Source organism: Agrobacterium sp. DE0009, assembly GCF_007680755.1.
Lineage (GTDB): Bacteria > Pseudomonadota > Alphaproteobacteria > Rhizobiales > Rhizobiaceae > Agrobacterium > Agrobacterium tumefaciens_B.
This window is the reverse complement of sequence record NZ_VEIU01000001.1, coordinates 881,655-906,109: the sequence shown is the minus strand read 5'-3', so window position 1 is coordinate 906,109 and position 24,455 is coordinate 881,655. Positions and strand designations below refer to the sequence as shown.

Sequence of the window (24,455 nt, the reverse complement as noted above, 5' to 3'; positions counted from 1 at the left end):
ATCTGGCTTTTATATCCGGTCGGTAACGCCAAAAAACATGTCGCATCAACGCGCTTTGCGTGCCGCCGTTGCGTTTTAAGTAAGCTACCTTCCCCCTTATTCCAAGACAATTCTTCTGGACATTCTGTCCAACAGGCGCCAAACATGGGGGATAAGGTGCCAGCAGACGCCAAATACAGGAAAAACTTGAATTCCGCGGCCAATGGCTGTATCGGAGGCTGGAAAGCGTCGTCACAAAAAACCATCGGTGTTTTTTGAACAGGCAGGAGGCGCAGATTCAATAGGTTAGGGCATAGCCGGTGCATCGCTCCATCTGCACGGCGCTCTGATCCACGACATTACGACCCATAAAGGACAGGCAATGGCCCGCGTCACAGTTGAAGATTGCATTGATAAAGTAGACAACCGTTTCGAACTGGTGCTTCTGGCCAGCCATCGTGCACGCCAGATTTCGCAGGGCTCCTCGATCACGATCGACCGCGACAACGACAAGAACCCCGTCGTCGCCCTGCGCGAAATCGCTGACGAGACTTTGTCTCCTGACGATCTGAAGGAAGATCTCATCCACTCGCTGCAGAAGCATGTGGAAGTGGACGAGCCCGAGCCCGATCCGGTCACGCTTGCAGCCGCATCTGCCGACAGCGAAGACGACGACCAGCCGGAAACCGTTACGTTCGACCAGATGTCGGAAGAAGAACTGCTGGCCGGTATCGAAGGCCTTGTGCCGCCGGAAAAAAATGACGATTATTGATCCGGTTTTATGATGCCTTTGGCAGGCGGTGGTTACCGTCTGTCAATAGTTGCCGTCATAATCTGATCCCTATTGATGCAGCATTGTGCGCCGACCCCTAGGTTGGCGCGCTTTCTTTTTGTGGAATATTGCATGATGCGGCAATACGAACTCGTTGAACGGGTTCAAAAATATAAACCGGATGCGAATGAGGCCCTGCTGAACAAGGCCTATGTTTACGCGATGCAGAAACATGGTCAGCAAAAGCGGGCCAATGGCGACCCCTACATCTCGCATCCGCTGGAAGTTGCCGCGATCCTCACTGAGATGCACCTTGACGAGTCCACGATTGCAGTTGCCCTGCTGCACGACACGATCGAGGATACGACCGCCACCCGCGCCGAAATCGACGAGCTTTTCGGTGAGGATATTGGGAGGCTGGTCGAAGGCCTGACCAAGCTCAAGAAGCTCGATCTCGTCACCCGCAAGGCCAAGCAGGCAGAGAACCTGCGCAAGCTGCTGCTTGCCATTTCCGATGACGTTCGTGTTCTCCTGGTCAAGCTGGCCGACCGCCTGCACAATATGCGCACCATGGAATACATGCCGGCGGACAAGCGCAGCCGCATTTCCGAAGAGACGATGGAAATCTATGCGCCGCTCGCCGGCCGCATGGGCATGCAGGACATGCGCGACGAGCTTGAGGACCTGTCCTTTCGCTATCTGAACCCGGAAGCCTACGGGACGGTGACGAAACGGCTGCAGGAACTGGAAACGCGCAACGAAGGCCTGATCAAGAAAATCGAGGACGAGCTGCGCGAACTTCTTGTAGCCAATGGGCTGATCGGTGCTGGCGTCAAGGGCCGGCAGAAGAAGCCGTACTCGGTGTTTCGAAAGATGCAGTCGAAGTCGCTTTCCTTCGAGCAACTGTCCGATGTTTACGGGTTCCGCATCCTCGTTGACGATATACCCTCGTGTTACCGGGCGCTGGGCGTCGTTCACACCCGCTGGCGCGTGGTGCCCGGCCGGTTCAAGGACTACATCTCGACACCGAAGCAGAACGACTATCGCTCTATCCACACCACGATCGTTGGTCCCTCGCGTCAGCGTATCGAGCTGCAGATCCGCACCAAGCGCATGCATGAGATTGCCGAATTCGGCATCGCCGCCCATGCGCTTTACAAGGATGGCGAGAGCGGAGAGGGCGATCTTCTCTCCAAGGAATCGAACGCCTATTCCTGGCTGCGCCACACCATCGAATCGCTGGCCGAAGGCGATAGCCCGGAAGAATTCCTGGAGCACACCAAGCTCGAACTTTTCCAGGATCAGGTCTTCTGCTTTACGCCCAAGGGCAAGCTGATCGCGCTGCCGCGCGGCGCGACCCCGATCGATTTCGCCTATGCGGTTCACACCAATATCGGCGACACCACTGTCGGCGCCAAGATCAACGGCCGGATCATGCCGCTTGTCACCCGGCTCAACAATGGTGACGAAGTCGAAATCATCCGCTCGGGCGTGCAGGTGCCGCCCGCCGCTTGGGAAGAGGTGGTGGTGACGGGCAAGGCCCGTTCGGCCATCCGCCGCGCCACCCGCATGGCGATCCGCAAGCAGTACTCCGGCCTCGGCTATCGTATTCTGGAGCGCACCTTCGAGCGTGCCGGCAAGACCTTCTCGCGCGACGCCCTGAAGCCGGTGCTGCATCGTCTGGCGCAGAAGGATGTCGAAGACGCCATCGCAGCCGTCGGCCGCGGCGAAGTCTCCTCGCTCGATGTGCTGCGTGCGGTCTTCCCGGATTATCAGGATGAGCGCGTGACCGTGAAGATGACCGGCGACGATGGCTGGTTCAACATGCGCAGCGCCTCCGGCATGGTCTTCAAGATTCCCGGCAAGTCGCGCTCGGTGCTGGAAGATGACGGTGCGGCTGAAATGCTGGATGGACCCGATCCATTGCCGATCCGCGGCCTCTCCGGCAATCTCGACGTGCACTTCAGTGCTGCCGGCGCCGTTCCGGGGGACCGCATCGTCGGTATCATGGAAAAAGGCAAGGGCATCACCATCTATCCGATCCAGGCGCCGGCGCTGCAACGCTTCGATGACGAGCCGGAACGCTGGATCGATGTGCGTTGGGACCTTGATGAGGCGAACAAGTCGCGCTTCATGGCGCGGGTGATGATCAATGCGCTCAACGAACCAGGCACGCTCGCCTCGGTCGCGCAGTCGATCGCGACGCTCGACGTCAACATCCGCGGGCTAAACATGGTCCGCATCGGTACTGACTTCTCCGAGCTGGCGCTGGATGTGGAGGTCTGGGATCTCCGGCAGCTGAACCAGCTTCTGTCGCAGTTAAAAGATCTAGACTGCGTGTCAACCGTGACGCGTGCCTTCGATTGAGGCATTTTTGATCCTTCGCAAGAGGCAAAAGGCCGTTGCTATGCGTTAAATGCATGGCAGCGGCCTTTTCCTGTCTCTGGTGGTTAACGCGGGTTTCAACTATCTTCTCCTCAGAAATTGAAGAGACGGAAACGCGGCGAGCCGGTGGATTTACACCGATGAGAAACGCCAGTTCCAAACCGAAAGGACCGAAAATCATGTTTACTCCGCTTCGCAGGATCGCCCGCGCCGTTCGCGGCAAGACCACGCAGGAACGCGAATTCGAATATCTGAGCGCCTCGGTATCGAATGTAGACCTCGAGTTCCGCCAGCGCGAAATCGACCGCGGCCTGTTCCGCCGGTAATGCACTCAGCGCATGGCAGCTACTTGCCATGCGTATAAGACTCGGAGGGGCATGGCAGTTCGCACGCTCGCCCCTGTAATCCTGCAAAACTCTGTGAATGCGCGCTACAGGCGGTTGTCCCACACTGGTTGACCAATACGCCGCAAAAAATCCCGGTTCAGTTCCCCGTCGCAATAGACGAGACTAAATGGGGACTGATATCGAAGGCTCGATATTCACGGTATTCGTGACATTCCGCGTCCCGTCATGCCAGACTTGATCCGGCATCCAGCCAGCCCAAGTCCTTGGGCTGAAAAGAGTATTCTCGCCGCGCAGACGCACGTCGGCTGGATACCGGCTCAAGGCCGGAATGACGGACGCAGAGGATATACCTGCAAAAGAAATCCCTGCGTCGTCTACGATGCTCTTGGCGCGGCCGGGGCGATGAAATAGACTGCCCTGATGCCGTTTCGCCGCCGTGAACCCGTTGGTTTTTCAGAGAAGATTCGCGACCTGTTCTGGCCGCGAACGGGCTTTTCCCGTTCCCTGCGCTATATGAAGCTGCGCCTGCTGAGGCTTTCCGCTTCACCGCATTCGATTGCCGCCGGCGTCGCCATCGGCATTGCCGTTGCCTGGACACCGTTTCTCGGCGTACACATCATCATCGCCATGGCGCTCGGCTTCCTCCTGCGCGTCAACCTCGTGGCCGCCGCGCTCGGCACGACGTTCGCCAATCCACTGACATTTCCGTTCATCTGGGCATCCACCTGGGAGCTCGGTCATGTCATTCTCGGGCGAAAGTCGGCAGAGAGCGCCGGGCATGTGGATTTTGTCGCGCTGTTCAGCCACCTCGAATTCCGGCAGATCTGGACGCCGGTGCTGGAACCCATGACAGTCGGCGCGATACTTCCCGCCGCCATCAGCGCCATTGTGGCCTACGTCGCCGTCCATGGCCTCGTCAGCGGTTTCCAGCGGCGCAAAGTGGAAAATCTCGCGCTGCGCGCCGCCAATAAAAATGCTTCCCTGGAGATGTTGAAATGATCATTGGATTAGGCAGCGACCTGATCGATATCCGCCGCGTCGAAAAATCGATCGAGCGCTTCGGCGAGCGTTTCACCCATCGCTGTTTCACTGATATCGAGCGTGCAAAATCCGATGGCCGGAAGAACCGCGCGGCCTCCTACGCCAAGCGTTTTGCCGCCAAGGAAGCCTGCTCCAAGGCGCTCGGGACCGGGCTTGCCAACGGCGTCTTCTGGAGGGACATGGGCGTTGTCAACCTGCCGGGCGGCAAGCCGACGATGATCCTGACCAACGGGGCAGGGGAAAGGCTGGCCGCGATGCTGCCTGCCGGCCACCGCGCCAGCATCCATCTGACCATCACGGACGACTTTCCTTACGCTCAGGCTTTCGTGATTATCGAGGCGCTTCCCGTGAACGACTGAGGCGTTCCCCCGCCATAACGGCGCTCTATTTGCGGGCGTGTGACAGAACCGCTTCCCTTCGGGCTGGAAAGGTTCTAGAGAAGTCGCAGAAATATGAAAGCGTTGGCGGCCGCGTGACACAGCATCACCCGCCCAAGGCGCGATAAGCAACGGCCCGGGAGCTTCTGAGATCGAAGGAGCCGGGAAACAATCAGGCAGGTCTATAAGTGTCGGAAAAAGCTGAAAAGAAGCAGAACGCCCTCTGGGAGAACGTCAAGGTCATCATTCAGGCGCTGCTGCTGGCCATGGTCATCCGCACCGTGCTGTTTCAGCCCTTCACGATCCCCTCGGGTTCGATGATGCCGACGCTGCTGGTGGGGGACTATCTGTTCGTCAACAAGTTCTCCTACGGCTATTCGAAATATTCGCTGCCTTTTTCGCCCAATCTTTTCTCCGGCCGCATCCTCGAATTCAGCAAGCCGAAGCGCGGCGATGTCGTGGTCTTCCGCCTGCCACCCAATCCTGAAGTGGACTACATCAAGCGCCTGGTCGGCTTACCCGGTGACCGCGTGCAGGTGACGAACGGCGTGCTGTTCATCAATGGCCAGCCGGTGCCGAAGCAGCCCGATGGCACCTTCACGTCCGATTACCGCGCCGATCCCGGCACCAACGTCCCTGTGTTCCGCGAAACGCTCGACAACGGCGTCACCTACGACACGCTTGACCAGTCTCCCGATTCCCGCGGTGACAACACCCGCGAATTCGTGGTCCCTGAAGGCCATTATTTCATGATGGGCGACAACCGCGACAATTCGCTCGACAGCCGTTTCGACGTCGGTTTCGTACCGGAAGAAAACCTGATCGGCCGCGCCAGTGTCATCTTCTTCTCGCTGGGCAACGACACGCCATTCAGCCGCATTTGGGAATGGCCGGCCAACATGCGTTGGGACCGCCTGTTCAAGGTTGTGGGATGAGCAAGACCAAGCCGCTTTCCACGGACGAGATTTCCCGTCTGGAAGCGTTGATCGGATATGAATTTAAGGAAAAGGCCCGGCTGGACCGGGCCCTGACCCATGCCAGTGCCCGCTCTGCCTCTGCCGGGAATTATGAGCGGCTGGAGTTTCTGGGCGATCGCGTTCTCGGTCTCTGTGTTGCCGAACTGCTGTTCTCTCTTTTCCGCAACGCCACCGAGGGCGAATTGTCGGTGCGGCTGAACCAGTTGGTCAGTGCCGAATCCTGCGCGTCGATCGCGGACGAGATGGGCCTTCATAATTTCATCCGCACCGGATCCGATGTCAAAAAACTCACCGGCAAGGCAATGCTCAACGTCCGCGCCGATGTCGTGGAAAGCCTGATCGCGACCATCTATCTGGATGGCGGGCTGGATGCGTCGCGCAAGTTTATCCTGAAATACTGGCAGGGCCGCGCCACAAGCGTGGATGCCGGGCGGCGTGATGCCAAGACCGAACTGCAGGAATGGGCGCACGCAAAGTTTGCGGTTACACCCTCCTACCGGGTTGACGATCGCTCCGGACCGGATCACGATCCCCGCTTTACGGTGACTGTTGAAATTCCCGGCGTGAAGCCGGAAACTGGCGTCGAGCGCTCCAAGCGCGCGGCCGAGCAGGTGGCGGCAACCAGATTGCTGGAACGCGAAGGCGTCTGGCAGAAAAGCCTCACCTGAAACTGAGCGGGCCGGCGACGGCAGCTGACTATCAAGCGCATGGCGAGCCGTCTGGCCGCATGTTGAATACCTCTGACCTTGAATGGATACCATGACCGATCACGAAAACCCCGCCCCGACGGGCGAAGACAATGCCCTTCCGACCCGCTCCGGCTTCGTTGCCCTCATCGGTCCAACCAATGCCGGCAAGTCGACGCTGGTCAACCGGCTGGTGGGCGCTAAGGTCTCGATCGTCAGCCACAAGGTGCAGACGACGCGTGCGGTCATGCGCGGCATCGCCATTCACGACAACGCCCAGATCGTGTTCATGGACACGCCCGGTATCTTCAAACCGCGCCGCCGGCTGGACCGCGCCATGGTCACCTCCGCCTGGGGCGGCGCGAAGGACGCCGATCTCATCCTGCTGCTGATCGACAGCGAACGCGGGCTGAAGGGCGATGCGGAGACCATTCTCGAGGGCTTGAAGGATGTCCCGCAGAAGAAGATCCTCTGTCTCAACAAGATCGATCAGGTGAAGCGCGAAGATCTTCTTAAGCTTGCTGCCGCGGCCAACGAGACGGTTGCCTTCGACCGCACCTTCATGATCTCGGCGACCAACGGCTCGGGCTGTGAAGACCTGATGAACTATCTCGCCACCGAGTTGCCGGAAGGGCCATGGTATTATCCGGAAGATCAGATTTCCGACCTGCCGATGCGCCAGCTCGCCGCCGAAATCACCCGCGAAAAGCTCTTTCTGCGCCTGCATCAGGAGCTGCCCTACGCTTCGCATGTCGAGACGGAGAAGTGGGAAGAGCGCAAGGACGGCTCGGTGCGCATCGAGCAGGTGATCTATGTCGAGCGCGACAGCCAGAAGAAGATCGCGCTTGGCAAGAACGGCGACGCGATCAAGGCTATCTCCACCGCCTCGCGCAAGGAGCTGTCTGAAATTCTCGAGCAGCCGGTTCACCTCTTCCTGTTCGTGAAAGTGCGCGAGAACTGGGGCGACGATCCCGAGCGTTTCCGCGAGATGGGCCTGGAATTCCCGCGCGGCTGATCCGCGTTGCTGCCTCGTTTCGGTCATTGGTGCCGAAGCGGGGCGGAAAGCTTTGAGAATATCTTCATTCCCTGGTGGGAACTGAATATCCCTGGAACGGGTTGTTCCAAAAACAATTGGGCGCAACCTTTTTCATGATGGATATTCATGTCGCCAAAGAGACCGAACGGCATTTCGACCACGCCCTGTCAGCAATGTCCGCTGCGCGACTTGCCGCATTTCCGGGATTTTTCCCCACCGGAGCTCGATTTCGTCTCCCGTTTCAAGACCGGGGAGCTCGCCGTGGAAAGTGGCTCCGTCATCCTGATGGAAGGCTCCCACAGCGCCCATCTTTATACGGTCCTTGAAGGCTGGGCCTTCCGCTACAAGACCCTGGAAGACGGGCGCAGGCAGATCCTCAATTACGTCATGCCGGGTGATCTCGTCGGTCTGCAGGGAACGGTGATGGGCGAGATGGAGCACTCCGTCGAAGCGCTGTCGCCGGTCACGCTTTGCGTCTTCGAGCGTTCGCGGCTCAACAATCTCTTCACCGATCACCCGACACTTGCCTTTGACCTCACATGGATTGCGGCGAGCGAAGAACGCATGCTCGACAACCACCTGCTGAGCATCGGGCGTCGCACCGCCATTGAGCGCGCCGCCTATCTCATCGCCTTCCTGTATCGAAAGGCAAAGGCCGCAAACCTGCTTCCGGGTGAGACCCCCATTCCCGTCACGCAGCAGCATGTCGCCGATACGCTCGGCCTTTCGATCGTGCACACCAACAAGACGCTGAGAAAGCTGGTTGATCGCGATCTCATCCGCTGGACGGACAAAGGCTGCTTGGTGCTGGACGATGCGGGGTTGAGCCACGTTGCCGGCTGGGAAAACGACGAAAAGCGGCCACGCCCCTTCATCTGATTGTTGTACGACATGTCTTTTTTAAATGACGGTCAGGTCGCAATTTGCGACTGCTGAGGCGATCTCTCACGGGAGAATCATTGCTGGAGACTGCGGCGCACGGCCAGGCGGTCTCGTCATTAGGATGAAGAAACTATGGTGCCACAACGGGTTATCATCGTTGAGGATGAATATCTGGTGGCGCTCGATGTTGAAGCGGTTCTCCAGTCCATGGGCGTGGAAACTGTCGTCATCGCGACCACGCTTGCTCAGGCCAAACAGGCAGTCGAAGACATTGGCGCCGATTGCGTGTTGCTCGACGTCAGCCTTTCAGACGGCAAGAGCTATGATTTCGCCCGCAGGCTTGGCAGTCAGGGCATTCCCTTCGGTTTTGTCAGTGGTTACGGCGACACGACCGGTTTTCCGGATGATCTCGTTGAGGCCCCCTTGCTCGGCAAGCCCTTTGGCGAAAACGACGTGATCGATTTTGTCCTCGACCTCGTCAGCGCGCGGGAGAAGGCCGTAAAAGAATAACGTTTCGACGCCAGATCGGGTATGATTGGCTTGAATCAAACCCTTGATCGAAATTCGGACGCGTTTCATGCAGTGGCAGGAAGAGGCAATCATTCTCGGCGTCAAGCGCCATGGCGAGACGAGTGTCATCGCCGAGGTGATGACACCCTCGCGCGGCCGCCATCTGGGCCTCGTCCGCTCCGGCCGCTCCCGTAGCATGCAGCCGGTGCTCCAGGCCGGCAACAGGGTTGATGTGCTCTGGCGCGCCCGCCTTCACGACCATCTGGGTGAATTCCGCATTGAGCCGCTGCAATTGCGCGCAGCACAGCTGATGGAGACGGCAACCGCGGTGTATGGCGTGCAGGCCATGGGGGCGCTCCTGCGGCTTCTGCCCGAGCGCGATCCTCATCCGCATCTTTATCAGGCGCTCGATATCATCCTCGACAATCTGCACGACCCCGTCGATGCCGGCGAACTCTTCGTGCGTTTCGAACTGGCGGTATTGAACGATCTGGGTTTCGGACTTGATCTGACGGAGTGTGCGGCAACGGGCCTGCGGACCGACCTCATCTATGTATCGCCGAAAACCGGCCGGGCTGTTTGCCGCACGGCGGGTGCTCCCTATGCGGAGCGGATGTTGTCGCTTCCGGCTTTCCTGAGCGAAGGCCAGTCAAAGGCTGCCGATCCTGAAAGCCTGGTAGCGGCTTTCCGATTGACGGCGCATTTCCTCAATCGCCATGTCTATGATCCGCGTGGTCTCAACGAAAACGCCGCCCGCGACGGTTTCGTGCAGGCGGCGTTGAAGGCCCTGGAGGGCCGGGCGACGCCAGGTAAGGGCGCTGAGGGCAGGGGTATTACGAGCGCCCTCGATAAGGCTCTCTGACGAGAGCATTTCCAGCCATCCCGTGGTCATCGGGATTCTATCTCTTTGTCTGACGCCCTCCCGATGCAAAACCGTTGACACAGTTTTGCTTCAGGTACTTCAGGCGATTGCTGGCCGGGGGGCCGGGCGCTCCTGGATGGGCCAGTGAACGATGGCGGCAAACACACCCATGCCGACGCCCAGCCACCAGACGATATCGTAGCTTCCGAACCGGTCGTAAAGAAAGCCGCCCAGCCAGACGCCGAGGAATGAGCCGAGTTGATGGGTCAGGAAAACGACGCCGCCCAGCATACCGAGATGACGGGTGCCGAACATGATTGCGACCAGCGCATTCGTCGGTGGCACGGTCGAGAGCCAAAGAATACCCATGAGGGATGCGAACAGAATGACCGAAAGCGGCGATTGCGGCAGCAACAGGAACGCCGTGACCACGACGGAGCGCGCAATATAGATATAGGCCAGCAGATAGGGTTTCGAATATCGCTGGGCGATGACGCCAGCGGCGAGCGAGCCGATGATGTTGAAGAAACCGATCAGCGCCATCGCGATGACGGCATAGCGCGGTTCGATACCGATATCGCCGAGATAGGCAGGAAAGTGGGCGGTGATGAAAGCCACCTGAAAACCGCAGACGAAGAAACCGGTGATGAGCAGCAGATAGCTCTTATGGCCCAGGGCCTCCTTCAGCGCTTCGCCCGCCGTCTGTTGGAACTGCGCCTGCGACTGGCTGCCCGAGGAGGAATTGCCGCGCATGAAAAAGGCGAGCAACGGCACGAGCATCATCATGGCTGCGAGCCAGACGAGACTGTCCGACCAGCCATAGGTGGAGATCAGCCCCTGGCTGATGGGCGCGAACAGAAACATGCCGGCGGATCCGGCTGCCGTGCCGATACCAAAGGCGAAGGAACGTTGCTGCGGCGTGACGTGACGCGCAAAGGCGGAAAGAATGACGCTGAAAGAGCCAGCGGCAATGCCGAGCCCGACCAGCACGCCGCCGCCAAAATGCAACCAGAAGGGTGAGGTGCCGAAGGACATGCAGATGAGGCCCGCCGCATAGAGCACGCCGGAAAGCACGAGCACGCGACCGGTGCCGTATTTGTCGGCGATCGCGCCGAAAAAGGGCTGGCCAAGGCCCCAGAAGAGGTTCTGCAGCGCCATGGCGAGACCGAAGGTGGAGCGATCCCAACCTGTATCGGCAAGCATCGGGAGCTGGAAGAAACCCATGGCCGAACGCGGTCCGAAGGTCATGACGGCGATCAGCGATCCGGCAGTGATAATGAGCCAGGGCATGGTCTGGCGTGTGGCTGGCGACATGAATATTCCCCCAATCGCAGCGCTCAACCCCGAAGAGGCGCATAGCTTGCCGCGGATTCCCTTATGATGGGCCGAATATTATCCTTTGTCAGCCTGCCTCACTAGCAACTTTTCTTGACGGCCATTATTCAGGATATTGATGGGCACGCGGCAGGAGAGGGGACGATGAAGCAGAATATCTATGACGATCCCGTATTTTTCGAGCGCTACAGCGCCATGCCGCGTTCCGTCGAAGGCCTGCGTCAGGCGGGCGAATGGCACGAACTTCGCGCCATGCTGCCTGAGCTGAAAGGCAAATCCGTCCTCGATCTCGGTTGCGGTTTCGGCTGGCATTGCCGCTTTGCCGCAGAGCAGGGCGCCCGTCACGTCGTGGGCGTCGATCTTTCCGAAAACATGCTGCGCCGCGCCGCCGAGATCAATGGCGGCCCCGGTATCGAATACCGCCGCGCCGCGATTGAAGACATCGATTTTCCGCGGGACAGTTTCGATGTCGTGTTGAGCTCGCTCGCCCTCCATTACGTTCGCGATCTCGACCTTGTATTCGCGAAGGTGTTTGCGGTTCTGAAATCCGGCGGGAGTTTCATATTTTCCATCGAACATCCCGTCTTTACGGCGCTGGAAAAGCAGGACTGGTTCTATGACGACAATGGCGAAATCCTGCACTGGCCGCTCGACCACTATCAGGACGTAGGCGTGCGCCACTCCAACTGGATGGCAGATGGCGTCGTCAAATATCATCGCACGGTGTCAGGGATATTGAACGAGCTTTTGGCCGCCGGTTTCGCTTTGAAGCGGCTGGCTGAACCAAAACCTGATCCGGCGCTGATCGCGCAGCGAGAGGAACTGAAGCACGAAGACCGGCGTCCGATCTTCTTGGTCGCCAGCGCGCAGAAGCCTTAGGGCCACGGCGCGCTTCTGCCTAACGCCGCTTGAGCGCCCACCCTTCGGGGCGCTCTTCGATGACCCTGGCGACATTGCCAACAGACAGCCGACCTTCGCCGCGCGGCGTGACGTTCCAGCCGAAGAGCGGGCCGGGCACCCGCCGGTCGGCGGACATGCGGATGCGGCCCATAGCCTTCATGGGCGAGGGCACATCGCGGGAGCCGGTCATCTGGTCCTGCGTGGTCATGATGCAGCGGGCGCAGGGCTTGACGAGATCGAAGCGAATGCCGCCGATCTCGATGGCCGCCCAGCGATCCTCGGCCCATGCTTCGTCCGTCTCGAGCACGATATTGGGCCGGAAACGCTCCATGCCCACGGCCTCCTCGCCATTGCCGCGCATATTGTCGTTCAGCGCGGCAAGCGAGGCGGTGGTGGTCACGAGGATCTGGTAACCATCCGCAAAGGTGACGGGCGTTTCATTGCCCGTCCATTCCAGGCTCGCAATGCGTTTCGAGGCATCATCGAAGAACGCCAGCTTCACCTCGCGTCCGAGCCAGGCCGAAAGCCTATCGTTGGTCTCGTCATCGGCAATATTGGCGCTGACGATCGATTTCCACACCGCCACATCCATGCGCAGGCCGGAGGGTCGCGCGAAAATCTCGCCATCCTTCTCGCGCGCAAGGACCATGCCGTCGTCCTCATGCCGCGCCACCACCGTGGCGATGGCGGGCAATTCACGCTGGGTAATGAAATGGCCCGATGGGTCCACAAGCATGGCCCGACGGTCGCCTGGCAGGCCCTCGGCCGACACGGTGCTGTCCGAGAGGGAAATGCCGCGCGCGCTTTTCAGCGGATAGATGTTGAGTTCGGTCACACGCATCTCGGGTCTCCTCAAATCTCGTCTAGAAACAGGTCCAGCACCTGCTTCAGCCGCTCGTGACGGGCCTTGGCCATTTCGCGGCCGGTCTCTGTGCGAAAACCATCCGCCAGCTTGAATAGCTTGGTCTCGAAGTGGTCGATGGCAAAGGCGCGGTCGTCAAGCGGCCGTTCCTTCGCCAGCGGATCAACTGGATCGTAAAGCGCCGATCCCATGCGCCCGGCAATGTAAAAGCAGCGCGCGGCACCGATCATGCCAATGGCATCCAGCCGGTCGGCATCCTGAAGGATTTTTGCCTCCAGTGTCTGCGGCTCGATATTGGCGGAAAAGCTGTGGGTGATGATGGCGTGCGCGGCGGCGTCGATATCTTTCTGCTGCCAGCCGAGGCCGGCCAGAATGCCTGCCGCTTTTTCGGCCGCCAGCCGCGATGCCTGCGCCCGCAACGGCGAGTTCTTCTCCACCGCCACGCAATCATGCAGCAGCACGCTTGCCGCCAGCACGGTGCCGTCCCCGCCTTCACCGGCATGAATGCGCATGGCGTTGCGGAAGACGCGGTGAATATGGGCAAGATCATGCGAGCCGTCGCCCGCATCGGCGGCATGCGGTATCAGGTCCTGCGCGAGCGCCGCATGGGGCGCGAAAGCCTCCGCCGCGATCATGCCTGCGGCTTCCGGGTGAGGATTTTCTGGTAGAACAGACCGATGCCGATGAGCACCGCGCCGAGCCCGATGAAGGAGAGCGCCCGCAGCACACCTTCGAGGTTGCTCATATCGATCAGGAACGCCTTCGCGACCGAGATCAGCACGAAGGCGGCCGATGCCAGACGCAGGCTGCGCGCATTAAAGCGCGAGCCGAGCACCAGCAGCAGCACCCCGATCAGCAGCCAGACAACCGAATAGCTGTAGGTCTCGCCCTGCATAAAACCCTTCCAGTCGGCAATGTTCTCGCCCTGCCAGAAGCGGCGAACCGAAAGCGTTGCCCAGGCGAAGCCGAGCGCAGCGCCCGCCACCGCCAGCATGCTGACATAGGGCGGCGGACGTTTTCCGCGCGCATAATAGGCAAGGCCGCCATAGGCGAGCGCCGGCAGAAGGTAACCGATCAACAGCAGGTTGAGGAACGGGATGCGGCCGGTATTCTCGCCGGTGAAATAGGGGTTGAGCGTGAAGAAGTGCATGGTCAGCACATTGATGACGGCAATCACGCCGGCAATCATCGAGCCGTAACGGAAGACCGGGCTGGGGCTTTTCAGATCCAGCGTCATCAGCACGCCCGAGAAGCCGATGGTCAGCAGCGTGTAGATCGACTGTTCGCCGAGCGTCGGCACGCTGTTATCGAGCGTCCCGCCATTCATGGCGTGGCGGATAAGGATGGCGACGGCCAGAAGCCCCATGACGCTCGCAATTGCCTGCAGGAAATTCTTGGCACGAACCCCCGGCCAGTCGCGCAGCAGCCATGCCGAGGCGACGGCGAGCAGAGCGGGAATGCCGTAACCCGGCAGCAACGCGTTGAAGACCGGCGTGGTGCCGAGGTTCTGCGGCCCGACGATGGTGGGTTCCCAGGCAATGCGGCCGAGAACGGCAACACTTGCGAGAGCCATGACCCAGGGCAGCACATCCCAGTTGCGGTAGCGGCTTGCCAGCACATAGAGGAAGCCGATGACGGACAGCAGCACGGTCGTCGCGAGCCCTTCGGTCAGCGTGTGCAGGCAAAGCGTAAAAGCGGCGAAGGAGCCGAGCACGAGGATGTTCAGCGGCTTGCGATAGGCCTCGTTGTTCTGCCGGTGCAGCCACTCGGCGCCTGCAAGCAACACCAGTCCAAGGCCGAGGCCATAGGCTGCGTGCAGCCAGTCACGGCCGAGATTGCCATATTCGACGAAGCTCGTCGTGGCGAGCCAGACGGGGAAAAGGGCTGCGATACCGGCCCACAGCTGGGCGAAGTCCGAATCTTCTGCGCCCTTGCGCTTCAGGAAAGAGAAGGCGCACAGGACCAGGACGGCGCCGAGGCCGAGTGCCATGGCGATGTTGGCCGTGTAGGCCACCGACACGGGCGGAAGCGAGATCGCCGTGCCATTGACGAGACCGATAAAATCAAGGCCCTGTCGCGACATCAGCGATACCGCCGTCTGCGCGCCGAGTGCGGCGACGAGTGCAGGCCAGACCGCATAGTGGCGGGCGGCCCCTAGGGCGGCAAGGGCTGCAATGAGGGCGGAAACGACGAAGGCCGGATGGGTGTCGAGGCTGCCCCCGGCAAAGATGAAACTGACAGCCGGCAGGATCACGGCCATGGATATTGTGAGATTGAGGGCGAGCGACGGGCGCAGCAAAAGCCTGATGATACGAACCGCGCGCCTTTCGGGAACTGCCGTTTCGGAGGTTTGCACGGGCGGGTTGTCGAGCAACCTTCCGGGCCAAAGGAAGATCGTCCCGGCCAGCATGGCCAGCAGGGCAAGCGTCGGTGGTTCGGCATTGATCGTGCTGGAAAAGCCGATATAGCCGAGCGCCCAGAGGCCAAGGCCGGCATTGGCAAGCGAGGGAACCACGGTCCAGCGCTGCCGGCGTGCGGCCGCGGCGGTTGCCAGCCATGAGATCGTCAGGAACACGAACAGCGCCCAGATATTGGGTGTTTCGCTGGAGACCAGCGCAGGCGTCAGCATTGAGCCGAGAAGGCCGAGGCCTGCCAGTGCCTGCCCATGCAGCAGCGAAAGGCCGATGGTGGCGAAAGCGACGAGCCCGAGCAGGATGAAGGCCGTTCCCGACCCGATGTAGCCATAAATGCCATAGGCCGCGTAAACCACGCCGAACAGCGTCAAGGCTCCCGCTGCGGTAAGAACGCCGGGGATCATGGCGTTGGAATAGGTGGTGGCAATGCCGGGCATCGCCTTGCGGCGGATGGCCTCACCGGCAAGGCCGAGGAAGAGGCCGAAGATGGCGGCAAGGCTCAGCCGCACGGCGGGGCTGAGCAGCCCTGCCTCGATGGAATATTTCACAAGGAAGATACCGCCGAGCGCCAGCGCCAGCCCGCCGGCCCAGACCGCCCAGCGTGCACCGAGCAGGCTTTCGAAGCTTTCCTTCGCCGCAGGGGTTGAGGCATCTTCCGCAACCGGCAGGGAAACGGTATTGGCGATCGGCTCAGCCTGAGCATCATCGCGCGCCACCTCCTGATCCGCCGCAGCCGCGCTGGCGTCTGAGCGCTCGAAAGTGTCTTCGTCCCGGATGGCTGTCGCTTCCGGCGGCATTTCGCCTTCCGACTGCGCCGTTGGCGCGGCGTTTTCGGTGATTTCCGCGGTCTTCGCCTGCGCCACATCAGCGGACGCCACGCCCGCAGCCATCATCCTCTTGAGGCTGTGAACCTCGCGCTCCAGTGACTTGATGCGGCTTGAATTGCGGATGCTCGCGACCAGCGTGTAGATGAAGGCCGCGATGAGGGCGAGGATAAACAGCGGGATTTCCAAACGGACTCTCCAATTACGAAGCTGTTTTTAAAGCCGTTTTGGGAAATTTATGCAAGGCCCGGTTGATTGAGGCACAAGCGAGCCGCTTGTTTCTTCTCCCCACCGGGGAGAAGATCTCCCGAAGGGGCAGATGAGGGGGTAAGCTCTCGGTCCATCGCTGACCTCGCCCCCTCCCGCTGCCGCGACCTTCTCCCCCGCGGGGAGAGTAACGCAAGGCACAGCCGCTCGGTCCTATGCGCCGCTCAAATCAGGAAGCATCCACCAGCCAGCGCCGCGTCACTTCGATATCGGTGAGCCCGAGGTCGTGCCCGTCCTCGAGCGTCTTCACCTCAACCGTTGCGCCACTTGCCGCAAGTCTGCCCTGCAGCACGTTCGCCCCGTCGCGGTATTTGTCGCGTTCTCCCGCTACAAGCAGGAAGCTGCGACCGGAAAGATCGCTCTGTGGCCATGTTTCGAGAACCGGCATCGGGCGGAAGAGCAGGGCGTCGCCGGCAAATTCGGGATAAAGCGCCGCAAAGGCCGCGTAAAAATTGGCGCCGTTGGAGTGGCCGATAAAGCGCAGTTTGGAGCGGTCGAGTCCGTAGGATTGGATAGCACCCTCGACGAAGGCCGCAAAGGCCTCCGCTTCCGATACGATGTCTTTCTGGTCGAAGCTGAAATCCGGGAAGCGTCGGAACCAGCGGGCGATGTCTTCCTCCGTGCTGCGACCGCGGACGCCTAGAAGTGTCGCCCCCGGTGCCGCGCGGTGCGCAAGCGGCATCAGGCTTGTTTCGCTGCCGCCCGAGCCGTGGAGCAGGATGATCGTGCTGCCATCGGCCTCGTCGGGTGTGTAGAACCGATGGACAAAGGGCAGGTCGCGATAGATGACACGCTCTTCGCCCGGCATTGCGAATTGCGGCAGGGCAACGCGCACATCCGCCTCGTCCTTCATGAAGAGCGGCGGGATGAACAGCTTTTCACCCAGCGTTTCCAGCGGTTCATCCACCGTCATGCCGGGGCCGTCCGTCGCCATCTCAATGAGCGCGCCACCGGGCTCACGGACATAAAGCGAGTGAAAATACTTCCGGTCATGGGCATTGGTGGTGCTGGAATTCAGCGATTTCAGGCCGGTAAGAACCGTATTGAGGTCATCCATGTCTTTCGCGCGGAAAGCAATGTGATCGACCGTGCCAGTGCCCGGTGCGCTGGACCAGAAGCCGGTCGCATCCCGCACATCGATGATGTCGCCGCTGTCGGAGACGAGCCGCCGGATTGCGCCTGCCTGACCCTGCTGCCGGTAACCGAAGTGTTTCTCGAGGAAGGCGACGGTCTCCTCGGGTACTTCGCTAAGCACTGTCGCACCATAAATGCGACGAATGGCGTCCTCGGCGGCGATGTCTTTCGTCACATGCGGCGTTGCGTCGGCGAAGGCATGGGTGCCGACCAGCTTGACGATAATCCCGTCCGGGTCTTTCAGCCGGATGACGGGCGCGCCAAACTCGTCCGCAGGACCTTCCGTGCGAATGCCGAATTTCAGCGCCCGGGTCAGCCAGAACCCGATTGCAGCCGGATCGATCGCCACGGAAATTTCCAGTGTCTGGCCATAACCGACACGTCCCTGGCCGCCATCTTCCCAGACGAGGAATGTCAGGAGGGAGCCCGGCGAGGCAATCTCGTCGCCATAAAGCAGATGAAGCTGCATGGCATCTTCAAAGCCTGCCGTACGCTTGGCGAGCCGAAGACCGAGGAAGCCTGCGTAAAAGTCCACATTTGCCTGCACTTTGCGGGTAATCATGGTGATGTGGTGTATGCCCAGTGCCGAAGTCATATTGCGGTCCCGCCGTTTCGCCTGCTGTTTCTGGCCCTATTTGTCGCAACCTGCCCCTGATCCGCAACCCCGGCAAATGAGAACGCTGTGTTCGCGGTGTGAACGATGTTGTTCTTCCTTCGTTGCATGCGCGATAGGCAGGGTGCTGCGTTTTTAGGTCTGGCCTGCCTGTTTATGCATATAAAATAAGCAGAATAAATTGTGTCTATTTTGTATGCAATTTTGTCTTGCCTTGCCCGTTGGAATTGGGTCTTATGCAACCAACTCAACAAAACCATCAGGGGGAACAAATGAATTTATCGCGCAGGTTGCTGACCAAGGCGTTGGCCATGACCGCGATCGGTGTCACCGCCGGTCTTGCGTTGCCGGTTGCCAAGGCGCGCGCGGAAACACCGGTCAAATTCACGCTCGACTGGAAATTCGAGGGCCCGGCCGCCGGTTTTCTGCTCGCGCTCGACAAGGGCTACTTCAAGGCCGAAGGCCTCGATGTCACCATCGACAGCGGCAATGGCTCGGTAGAGGCCATTCCGCGTGTTGCGACCGGCGCTTATCAGATGGGTTTTGGGGATATCAACTCGGTGATCAAGTTCCTCGACGAGGACCCGAGCCAAAAGGTCAAGGCCGTCTATATGGTCTATGAGCGGCCCACTTTCGCCGTTGTCGGCCGCAAGTCGCTCGGCGTCACCGGCGATCCGAAATCGCTGGAAGGCAAAAAGCTCGGCGCGCCGCCGCCGGATGGCGCCTTTGCGCAATGGCCGGCTTTCAAGCAGGTCGCCGGTCTCGATGACAGCAAGATCAAGATCGAATCGATTGGGTTTCCCGTGCGTGAGCCGATGCTCGCCAAAGGCGACGTCGATGCCGTCTTTGGTTTCGCCTTTTCCGTTATCCTCAATCTCAAGAAGCAGGGCATCGGTGACGATGATATCTCGACCATACTGATGGCCGAGCACGGCTTGAATCTTTATGGCAATGCGGTGCTGGTAAACACTGATTTCGCTGAGAAAAACCCTGAGGCCGTCAAGGGGTTCCTGAAGGCGCTGGCCAAAGGTTTCGCCGATTCCGTCAAGACCCCGGAAGAGGGCGTGGCGGCGGTGTTGAAGCGCAACGAAACGCTCGACAGCGCCATCGAACTCGAACGCCTGAACATGGCCAACAGCATGAACATCAAGACGCCCTACGTTGTGGAAAATGGCATGGGTGGTGTCGATCCGGCGCGCCTTGCCGCCTCGCTGGAGACGCTGAAGGTCTCGATGGGCCTGAAGGGCAACGTCAAGGCGGAACAGGTGTTTGACGCGACCTATCTGCCGGCCAAGGAAGCACGCATGCTGCCCTGATGGACAAAATGAGCGGGTGCCGCAGGTTTCGTCTCCCCGCCGGGGAGAAGTCCGCGGCAGGGGGATGAGGGGGCAAGTTCTCCGTATATCTCTGCGTTTGCCCCCTCATCCGACCCTTCGGGCCACCTTCTCCCCGGCGGGGAGAAGAAACAAACGGCGACGCTTCGGGCGGCCATGGCCCATCATCTAAACTGAAAACGGGAACAGCAATGTCACATCTCGTGGAAATAGACGGCGTTGACATGCGCTATGGCGGGTCGGGCGGAACGCTTGCCGTCTCCGGCTTGAACCTGAAGGTCGCCAAGGGGGAATTTGCCGCCGTGGTTGGCCCGTCCGGGTGCGGCAAGTCGACCCTGATGAAACTAGTAACGGGGCTGCATATTCCGCAGAAGGGCAATGTCGTCGTCGCCGGGCGGCAAGTCACGGAGCCGGTGTCGATCGTCGGCATGGCGTTCCAGAACCCGACCATGCTGCCCTGGCGCACGACGCTTGAGAATATCCTGCTGCCGCTGGAGATCGTGGAAAAACATCGCCATCGCCTGCGCGCCCATAAAGCGGACTATGTCGCGAAGGCCGAGCGCCTGCTCGAAATCGTCGGCCTGAAAGGCTTCGGATCGAAATATCCTTGGCAGCTTTCCGGCGGTATGCAACAGCGCGCCAACCTCTGCCGTGCGCTGATCCACGAACCTGAACTGCTGATGCTGGATGAACCTTTCGGGGCGCTCGATGCCTTCACCCGTGAAGAGCTGTGGTGCGTGATCCGCGATCTGCACGCCGCGCAGCGGGTCACGATCATCCTGGTGACCCATGATCTTCGAGAGGCGACCTTCCTGGCGGACAAGATTTTCGTGATGAGCGCAAGACCCGGTCGCGTGCTTGCCGAACACCGCGTGCCGTTTGCCCGGCCGCGCCAGCTCGATATCATGTACGACAAGGGTTTTAACGACATGGTGCAGGAACTGCATGGTGAAATCGCGCAGGCGAGGGTGGCGGCATGAGCGTGATCGTGGAAAGCCCCGTCGCGGCCGAGCCGCCAAAGCCGCTGATCGCCCGGGTCAACTGGGTGAAGGCGGCGCCCTGGCTTTATACGCTGGCGCTTTTCGTCGTATGGGAACTGCTCGTGCATGCGGTGAAGATGCCGCCCACCATTCTGCCCTCGCCGGTAAGGGTGGGGCAGGCGATCGTGCAATATTGGTCGCCGATCTGGAAGAACTCGCTTCAGACGCTCTATACGACCACGCTGGGCTTTGCCATTGCGGTTGCCGCCGGTCTTGCCATCGGCCTGTTCATCGGCTGGTCAAAAACCATCTATGCCGGGCTTTATCCGCTGATGATCGGCTTCAATGCCATCCCCAAGGTGGCACTGGTTCCCATCCTCGTCATCTGGTTCGGCATCGGCACCGTGCCAGCGGTTCTGACCGCTTTCCTGATCTCCTTCTTCCCGATCGTCGTCAACGTCGCGACCGGCCTTGCCACCATCGAACCCGAAACGGAAGACGTGCTGCGCGCGCTTGGCGCAAAGAAGATGGACATCATGCTGAAAGTGGGCATTCCCCGGTCGATGCCTTACTTTTTCGGCTCGCTGAAAATTGCGATCACGCTTGCCTTCGTTGGGTCGGTCGTGTCGGAAACCGTCGCTTCGAATTACGGCCTCGGCAACATGATGAGTTCGGCGCAAAGCCAGTTCAACGTGCCGCTCGTCTTCGCCGGCCTGCTCATGCTCGCGGTCGAAGGCATCGCCATGTATGCGGTCATGGCCTGGCTGGAGAAGCGCATGACCGGCTGGGCCCATCGCTCGACCATGGGGCAGTGAGCCCTTCTTTTCTCCGCCCGGGAGCAGAGGCCCCGAAGGACTAGATGGGGTTAAAGCCCGCGACAGGGCGAGAGCTCGCACCCCTCAACCCGCTGCCGCGACCTTCTCCCCGTCGGGGAGAAGGCGACAAGCCATAACCGTTTGCGCCATTCACTACGCTGCGGAAACGGAATTTCGCGACGCTTAATGCGCCGCCATTTCTTTCACGATATCCGCACCATCCATCATGAACGGGTAGTAAGTTGGCCAATTGGTGACTTCGTCCAGAAGCGCCTTGCGGTCGTTGCCCCAATAGAGATGGTAATGGCCAGCCTTCGTCGGCTCGATCGTGTGGTCGCTAAACTGAATAAACTGCGGTGCGGCCTCATCGCCGGCGGTTTTCTTGAAGATATAACGAACACCGCGATTGCCCTTCTTGTAGGTCAAAATCTCCTGGCCATCGCTGACATACGTGCCCTTGGTCGGTTTTCCTTCCTTATAGAAAGTAACGCTATCGGGCGTGATGACGATTCGGTTCACATCGGTCTTGTAGCCGATTTCGTAATAGGCGCGGTATTCTGCGGCGGTTTTGTCGCCGTGAGCAGCCTTTTCGGCCATGACGCCGTCCAGCGAGCCGTTGAGCAGATAAGGATAAACCGACTGCCAGTCACCTTCCCAGTCCGTCAGTGGACGGGGCTTGACCTGTGCATCCTCGAAATAGCCCTGGTAAATCTTTTTTTCCGCTTCTGTCATCTGGTGCCCGTGGTCGTGTCCATGGTTGTGGGCTGCGGATTTGTCGCCACCGGCGGCCATCGCGGTTGCTGCCATCAACATGGAAGCCAGTGCGGCGGCGCTGACGCGGGTGAGTGTTTTCTGCATTGTTTGCGGCCCTCTCTATCGGTCATGCAAGTTACGTAATAACATTACATATCGGTCTATAGAGGCGACGCGGAAGGGATGCAAGCCCGAGTTGGTGATGACGGGCGTGAAAAAGCGCGGTGGCCAATTTCGGCTACCGCGCTTTTTGATGTCGAAGGTGCTGTGTCAACCCGGCTTTTACCGGAGGTGCTCTAGGCGGGCTGGGCGCTCACCTCGGCCTTGCGTTCGTCAAATGCCAGCTTCATCGCCTTCGTCACATCGCGCGTCGTTGCGAAGTAGCTGTCACTGCGAACCCAGTAGCGCAATTTCACGGTGGCGCTGTCGGCGCTTACCGAATCAACGAAGGTGACGGGGGCAGGGTCCAGCAGGACGCGGCTTTCCGACCGCACGACATTCATCAGCATATCCTGTGCTTCCGCCAGATCCTGATCGTTCTTCACCGTCAGGCTCAGTTCGTGTCGGCGCGATGGGAAGCGGCTGTAATTGGTGATCGGCACGTTCCAGAGCGTGGAGTTCGGCGCGAGGCGATAGAGCCCGTCGCTTGTCTTGAGCTCTGTCGCAAACAGTCCGATTTCAATGATTGTGCCCGTTACGGTGCTGGTCTCGATATATTCGCCCACCCGAAAGGGGCGTAGCACGAGCAGCATGATGCCAGCCGCGATGTTTTGCAGCGTGCCCTGAAGCGCCAGACCGATCGCCAGACCGGCAGCACCAAGAGCGGCAAGGATGGACGCCGTCTGCACGCCAAATTGGCCGAGCACCATGACGATGACCAGAATGAGCACGACGTAACGAATGGCACCCGCAAAGAAGCCGGCAAGCGTGGCATCGAAACCGCGAATGCGCGACAGACCCTGAAACGCCCAGCGCTGAAGAAAGGTGGCGGCCAGCCAACCGATGATCAAAAGCAGCAACGCGCCGATGACCGAGAAGGAATATTGCACCGCGAGTGCGCTCGCCTGTCGGACGGCCGCCTGCGATGCGACGAAAATATCCGTTGCCTGTTGTTCCATAAAATATCCCGTTATTTTCCGCTGTTCATGTTTGGTAACGACTGGCTCGCGGGTGGGTTCCGCCATAAATGTCTGGATCCCGCCGAAGCCTGGCCTCTTGATTGCCGGAAAACTCTAGCTGAGCGGCAGCACGAAGGGTACGTTACCATCGGCATCCGCGCCACGGCCGATTTTCTTGATGGCCGCCACCAGTCGACCTTCCCGCTGAAGCAGCCGGTCGCCGATGGCGACGATGCGGGCGTTCGGCGTCGCATAAGGCGAGACGGCGCGCAAACGTAGCGCAAGGTCCATGTCGTCCTGATCGGGGTAAAGACTGAGGGCGGCGACAACGGCAGCGGCGGGCGAGCGCGAAACGCCCATCCAGCAATGAATAAGCAGCGGTGCCGACTGGTCCCATTGACGGGCAAAATCGATCAGTTGCAGGACATGAGCGTCATCAGGCGCGATCAGATCAGCAGTGCCCTTGAAGGCGATGTCGTTCATGGCAAGTGTCAGGTGCCGTTCTGCCGCAATGACGGCCGGCCGGTGAAAGCTTTGTTCCTTGGCAATCAGCGTCACCATTTCGCGCGCCTTATGCCTGACCGCCATTTCGGCAATACGTCCGAGTGGGGATACGATTATGGCTGTCATTTGGAACCGTTTGTCTTTGCCGATCGCAGCGCCTCGATCGCTTCGAACCGTTCGACGAACAGCCTTTGCGCTTCGGTCGAGGGAAGTGGCGTGATGTCAAACATATCGCGGGTGATGCCGCGCGGCAGGCCGAAGAATTTTTGCGCCTCGGCGACGGAAAAACCGGCAAGCTCGGTCGCCTCGAAGAAAGCTGCGACTGTATCGGCCTTCTTGATGCGGTCCTTCAGTTCGCGCGGAGCATGCGGCGGCAGGCCGAAACGCAGATGCACCGCCGCTTCCAGCCGTTTTTCCACAGTCTTGTATCCGCCGCCGACCACGGATTTGAACGGCGAGATCATATCACCGATGACGTATTCCGGCGCGTCATGGAGGAGGGCCATCTGCATCTCATCGGGTGTCGCGCCGATGCACATCTTGCAGAAAATCGTCTCGACGATAAGGCAATGCTGGGCGACGGAGAAAGCATGGTCACCACGCGTCTGCCCGTTCCAGCGGGCAACGCGCGCCAGGCCGTGGGCGATATCGGTGATTTCGACATCGAGCGGCGAGGGATCGAGCAGATCGAGCCGGCGACCGGACAGCATCCGCTGCCAGGCGCGTGGGCTTTTGATGGGCGGCACGC

Annotated in this window: 24 protein-coding genes; 15 read left to right on the top strand and 9 right to left on the bottom strand. The window is 60.0% G+C overall.

Annotation, left to right across the window (positions count from 1 at the left end):
• The first annotated feature begins 361 nt into the window (after positions 1-361).
• From rpoZ to recO, 11 genes are all read left to right on the top strand, one after another.
• Positions 362-751, top strand: coding sequence for a DNA-directed RNA polymerase subunit omega (gene rpoZ / locus FS804_RS04590; RefSeq protein WP_063951017.1), 390 nt, complete (start codon positions 362-364; stop codon positions 749-751).
• Between the two features lie 132 nt (positions 752-883).
• A complete protein-coding gene (locus tag FS804_RS04585; protein WP_063951018.1) occupies positions 884-3,118 on the top strand; it encodes a bifunctional (p)ppGpp synthetase/guanosine-3',5'-bis(diphosphate) 3'-pyrophosphohydrolase in 2,235 nt (744 codons plus the stop codon).
• A gap of 197 nt (positions 3,119-3,315) precedes the next feature.
• Positions 3,316-3,462, top strand: coding sequence for a DUF3563 domain-containing protein (locus FS804_RS04580; RefSeq protein WP_186376655.1), 147 nt, complete (start codon positions 3,316-3,318; stop codon positions 3,460-3,462).
• 441 nt (positions 3,463-3,903) lie between these two features.
• Positions 3,904-4,482, top strand: coding sequence for a DUF2062 domain-containing protein (locus tag FS804_RS04575; protein ID WP_144575090.1), 579 nt, complete (start codon positions 3,904-3,906; stop codon positions 4,480-4,482).
• Entirely contained in the window at positions 4,479-4,883 is a 405-nt protein-coding gene (gene acpS / locus FS804_RS04570) for a holo-ACP synthase (protein WP_144575087.1), read from the top strand. Before FS804_RS04575 ends, acpS begins: the two co-directional genes overlap by 4 nt.
• A gap of 206 nt (positions 4,884-5,089) precedes the next feature.
• Positions 5,090-5,836 carry a signal peptidase I gene (gene lepB, locus FS804_RS04565; RefSeq protein ID WP_006311536.1) on the top strand — a complete coding sequence of 249 codons (747 nt, stop codon included), beginning with the start codon at positions 5,090-5,092 and terminating at the stop codon, positions 5,834-5,836.
• Complete coding sequence (rnc, locus tag FS804_RS04560; protein ID WP_063951022.1) at positions 5,833-6,546, top strand: ribonuclease III; 714 nt, start codon at positions 5,833-5,835, stop codon at positions 6,544-6,546. Before lepB ends, rnc begins: the two co-directional genes overlap by 4 nt.
• A gap of 82 nt (positions 6,547-6,628) precedes the next feature.
• Entirely contained in the window at positions 6,629-7,579 is a 951-nt protein-coding gene (gene era, locus FS804_RS04555) for a GTPase Era (protein WP_186376654.1), read from the top strand.
• 147 nt (positions 7,580-7,726) lie between these two features.
• The gene (locus tag FS804_RS04550) at positions 7,727-8,479 is read left to right on the top strand and encodes a Crp/Fnr family transcriptional regulator (RefSeq protein ID WP_063951024.1); all 753 of its coding nucleotides are present in this window, start codon (positions 7,727-7,729) and stop codon (positions 8,477-8,479) included.
• 135 nt (positions 8,480-8,614) lie between these two features.
• A complete protein-coding gene (locus tag FS804_RS04545) occupies positions 8,615-8,992 on the top strand; it encodes a response regulator (protein ID WP_144575079.1) in 378 nt (125 codons plus the stop codon).
• Positions 8,993-9,059: 67 nt separating this feature from the next.
• Positions 9,060-9,854 (top strand): DNA repair protein RecO, encoded by a 795-nt coding sequence (gene recO / locus FS804_RS04540; RefSeq protein WP_144575076.1) that lies wholly within the window; start codon positions 9,060-9,062, stop codon positions 9,852-9,854.
• A gap of 99 nt (positions 9,855-9,953) precedes the next feature.
• On the opposite strand, the gene FS804_RS04535 is transcribed toward recO, so the two are convergent.
• Positions 9,954-11,168 (bottom strand): MFS transporter, encoded by a 1,215-nt coding sequence (locus FS804_RS04535; RefSeq protein ID WP_186376653.1) that lies wholly within the window; start codon positions 11,166-11,168, stop codon positions 9,954-9,956.
• A 165-nt stretch (positions 11,169-11,333) separates the two neighbouring features.
• On the opposite strand from FS804_RS04535, the gene FS804_RS04530 reads away from it, so the two are divergent.
• Positions 11,334-12,068 carry a class I SAM-dependent methyltransferase gene (locus FS804_RS04530; protein ID WP_144575073.1) on the top strand — a complete coding sequence of 245 codons (735 nt, stop codon included), beginning with the start codon at positions 11,334-11,336 and terminating at the stop codon, positions 12,066-12,068.
• Positions 12,069-12,087: 19 nt separating this feature from the next.
• On the opposite strand, the gene FS804_RS04525 is transcribed toward FS804_RS04530, so the two are convergent.
• The 4 genes from FS804_RS04525 to FS804_RS04510 form a co-directional block, all read right to left on the bottom strand.
• On the bottom strand, positions 12,088-12,930 hold the full coding sequence (locus tag FS804_RS04525; RefSeq protein WP_144575070.1) for an MOSC domain-containing protein: 843 nt from the start codon (positions 12,928-12,930) through the stop codon (positions 12,088-12,090).
• A gap of 11 nt (positions 12,931-12,941) precedes the next feature.
• Positions 12,942-13,586, bottom strand: a complete 645-nt coding sequence (locus FS804_RS04520) for an HD domain-containing protein (protein ID WP_063951029.1) — start codon at positions 13,584-13,586, stop codon at positions 12,942-12,944.
• Positions 13,583-16,378 carry a DUF2339 domain-containing protein gene (locus FS804_RS04515; protein ID WP_186376652.1) on the bottom strand — a complete coding sequence of 932 codons (2,796 nt, stop codon included), beginning with the start codon at positions 16,376-16,378 and terminating at the stop codon, positions 13,583-13,585. Before FS804_RS04515 ends, FS804_RS04520 begins: the two co-directional genes overlap by 4 nt.
• Positions 16,379-16,625: 247 nt before the next feature.
• Positions 16,626-18,185, bottom strand: coding sequence for a VOC family protein (locus FS804_RS04510; protein WP_144575068.1), 1,560 nt, complete (start codon positions 18,183-18,185; stop codon positions 16,626-16,628).
• Between the two features lie 290 nt (positions 18,186-18,475).
• On the opposite strand from FS804_RS04510, the gene FS804_RS04505 reads away from it, so the two are divergent.
• The 3 genes from FS804_RS04505 to FS804_RS04495 all read left to right on the top strand — a co-directional run bounded on the left by FS804_RS04505 (position 18,476) and on the right by FS804_RS04495 (position 21,332).
• Positions 18,476-19,519: an ABC transporter substrate-binding protein gene (locus FS804_RS04505; protein WP_144575065.1), complete on the top strand. Its 1,044-nt coding sequence runs from the start codon at positions 18,476-18,478 to the stop codon at positions 19,517-19,519.
• 209 nt (positions 19,520-19,728) lie between these two features.
• A complete protein-coding gene (locus FS804_RS04500; RefSeq protein WP_186376651.1) occupies positions 19,729-20,517 on the top strand; it encodes an ABC transporter ATP-binding protein in 789 nt (262 codons plus the stop codon).
• Entirely contained in the window at positions 20,514-21,332 is an 819-nt protein-coding gene (locus FS804_RS04495) for an ABC transporter permease (RefSeq protein WP_144575062.1), read from the top strand. Before FS804_RS04500 ends, FS804_RS04495 begins: the two co-directional genes overlap by 4 nt.
• Positions 21,333-21,515: 183 nt before the next feature.
• Here the strand turns inward: FS804_RS04495 and FS804_RS04490 are convergent, their stop codons facing one another.
• The 4 genes from FS804_RS04490 to FS804_RS04475 form a co-directional block, all read right to left on the bottom strand.
• On the bottom strand, positions 21,516-22,190 hold the full coding sequence (locus FS804_RS04490; protein ID WP_063951035.1) for a metal-binding protein ZinT: 675 nt from the start codon (positions 22,188-22,190) through the stop codon (positions 21,516-21,518).
• Between the two features lie 191 nt (positions 22,191-22,381).
• Positions 22,382-23,203 (bottom strand): mechanosensitive ion channel family protein, encoded by an 822-nt coding sequence (locus FS804_RS04485; RefSeq protein ID WP_144575059.1) that lies wholly within the window; start codon positions 23,201-23,203, stop codon positions 22,382-22,384.
• A 114-nt stretch (positions 23,204-23,317) separates the two neighbouring features.
• The gene (locus tag FS804_RS04480; protein ID WP_144575056.1) at positions 23,318-23,833 is read right to left on the bottom strand and encodes a tyrosine phosphatase family protein; all 516 of its coding nucleotides are present in this window, start codon (positions 23,831-23,833) and stop codon (positions 23,318-23,320) included.
• Positions 23,830-24,453 carry an HD family hydrolase gene (locus tag FS804_RS04475; protein ID WP_063951038.1) on the bottom strand — a complete coding sequence of 208 codons (624 nt, stop codon included), beginning with the start codon at positions 24,451-24,453 and terminating at the stop codon, positions 23,830-23,832. Before FS804_RS04475 ends, FS804_RS04480 begins: the two co-directional genes overlap by 4 nt.
• Positions 24,454-24,455: the final 2 nt, after the last annotated feature.

Coding starts and splice junctions, on each gene's coding strand:
- rpoZ (WP_063951017.1), top strand. CDS start 362: ATGGCCCGCGTCACAGTTGAAGATTGCATTGATAAAGTAGACAACCGT.
- acpS (WP_144575087.1), top strand. CDS start 4,479: ATGATCATTGGATTAGGCAGCGACCTGATCGATATCCGCCGCGTCGAA.
- FS804_RS04500 (WP_186376651.1), top strand. CDS start 19,729: ATGTCACATCTCGTGGAAATAGACGGCGTTGACATGCGCTATGGCGGG.
- FS804_RS04495 (WP_144575062.1), top strand. CDS start 20,514: ATGAGCGTGATCGTGGAAAGCCCCGTCGCGGCCGAGCCGCCAAAGCCG.
- FS804_RS04510 (WP_144575068.1), bottom strand. CDS start 18,185: ATGACTTCGGCACTGGGCATACACCACATCACCATGATTACCCGCAAA.
- FS804_RS04585 (WP_063951018.1), top strand. CDS start 884: ATGATGCGGCAATACGAACTCGTTGAACGGGTTCAAAAATATAAACCG.
- FS804_RS04520 (WP_063951029.1), bottom strand. CDS start 13,586: ATGATCGCGGCGGAGGCTTTCGCGCCCCATGCGGCGCTCGCGCAGGAC.
- era (WP_186376654.1), top strand. CDS start 6,629: ATGGATACCATGACCGATCACGAAAACCCCGCCCCGACGGGCGAAGAC.
- rnc (WP_063951022.1), top strand. CDS start 5,833: ATGAGCAAGACCAAGCCGCTTTCCACGGACGAGATTTCCCGTCTGGAA.
- FS804_RS04525 (WP_144575070.1), bottom strand. CDS start 12,930: ATGCGTGTGACCGAACTCAACATCTATCCGCTGAAAAGCGCGCGCGGC.
- FS804_RS04545 (WP_144575079.1), top strand. CDS start 8,615: ATGGTGCCACAACGGGTTATCATCGTTGAGGATGAATATCTGGTGGCG.
- FS804_RS04575 (WP_144575090.1), top strand. CDS start 3,904: ATGCCGTTTCGCCGCCGTGAACCCGTTGGTTTTTCAGAGAAGATTCGC.
- FS804_RS04480 (WP_144575056.1), bottom strand. CDS start 23,833: ATGACAGCCATAATCGTATCCCCACTCGGACGTATTGCCGAAATGGCG.
- FS804_RS04505 (WP_144575065.1), top strand. CDS start 18,476: ATGAATTTATCGCGCAGGTTGCTGACCAAGGCGTTGGCCATGACCGCG.
- FS804_RS04535 (WP_186376653.1), bottom strand. CDS start 11,168: ATGTCGCCAGCCACACGCCAGACCATGCCCTGGCTCATTATCACTGCC.
- FS804_RS04550 (WP_063951024.1), top strand. CDS start 7,727: ATGTCGCCAAAGAGACCGAACGGCATTTCGACCACGCCCTGTCAGCAA.
- FS804_RS04485 (WP_144575059.1), bottom strand. CDS start 23,203: ATGGAACAACAGGCAACGGATATTTTCGTCGCATCGCAGGCGGCCGTC.
- FS804_RS04490 (WP_063951035.1), bottom strand. CDS start 22,190: ATGCAGAAAACACTCACCCGCGTCAGCGCCGCCGCACTGGCTTCCATG.
- FS804_RS04580 (WP_186376655.1), top strand. CDS start 3,316: ATGTTTACTCCGCTTCGCAGGATCGCCCGCGCCGTTCGCGGCAAGACC.
- FS804_RS04530 (WP_144575073.1), top strand. CDS start 11,334: ATGAAGCAGAATATCTATGACGATCCCGTATTTTTCGAGCGCTACAGC.
- recO (WP_144575076.1), top strand. CDS start 9,060: ATGCAGTGGCAGGAAGAGGCAATCATTCTCGGCGTCAAGCGCCATGGC.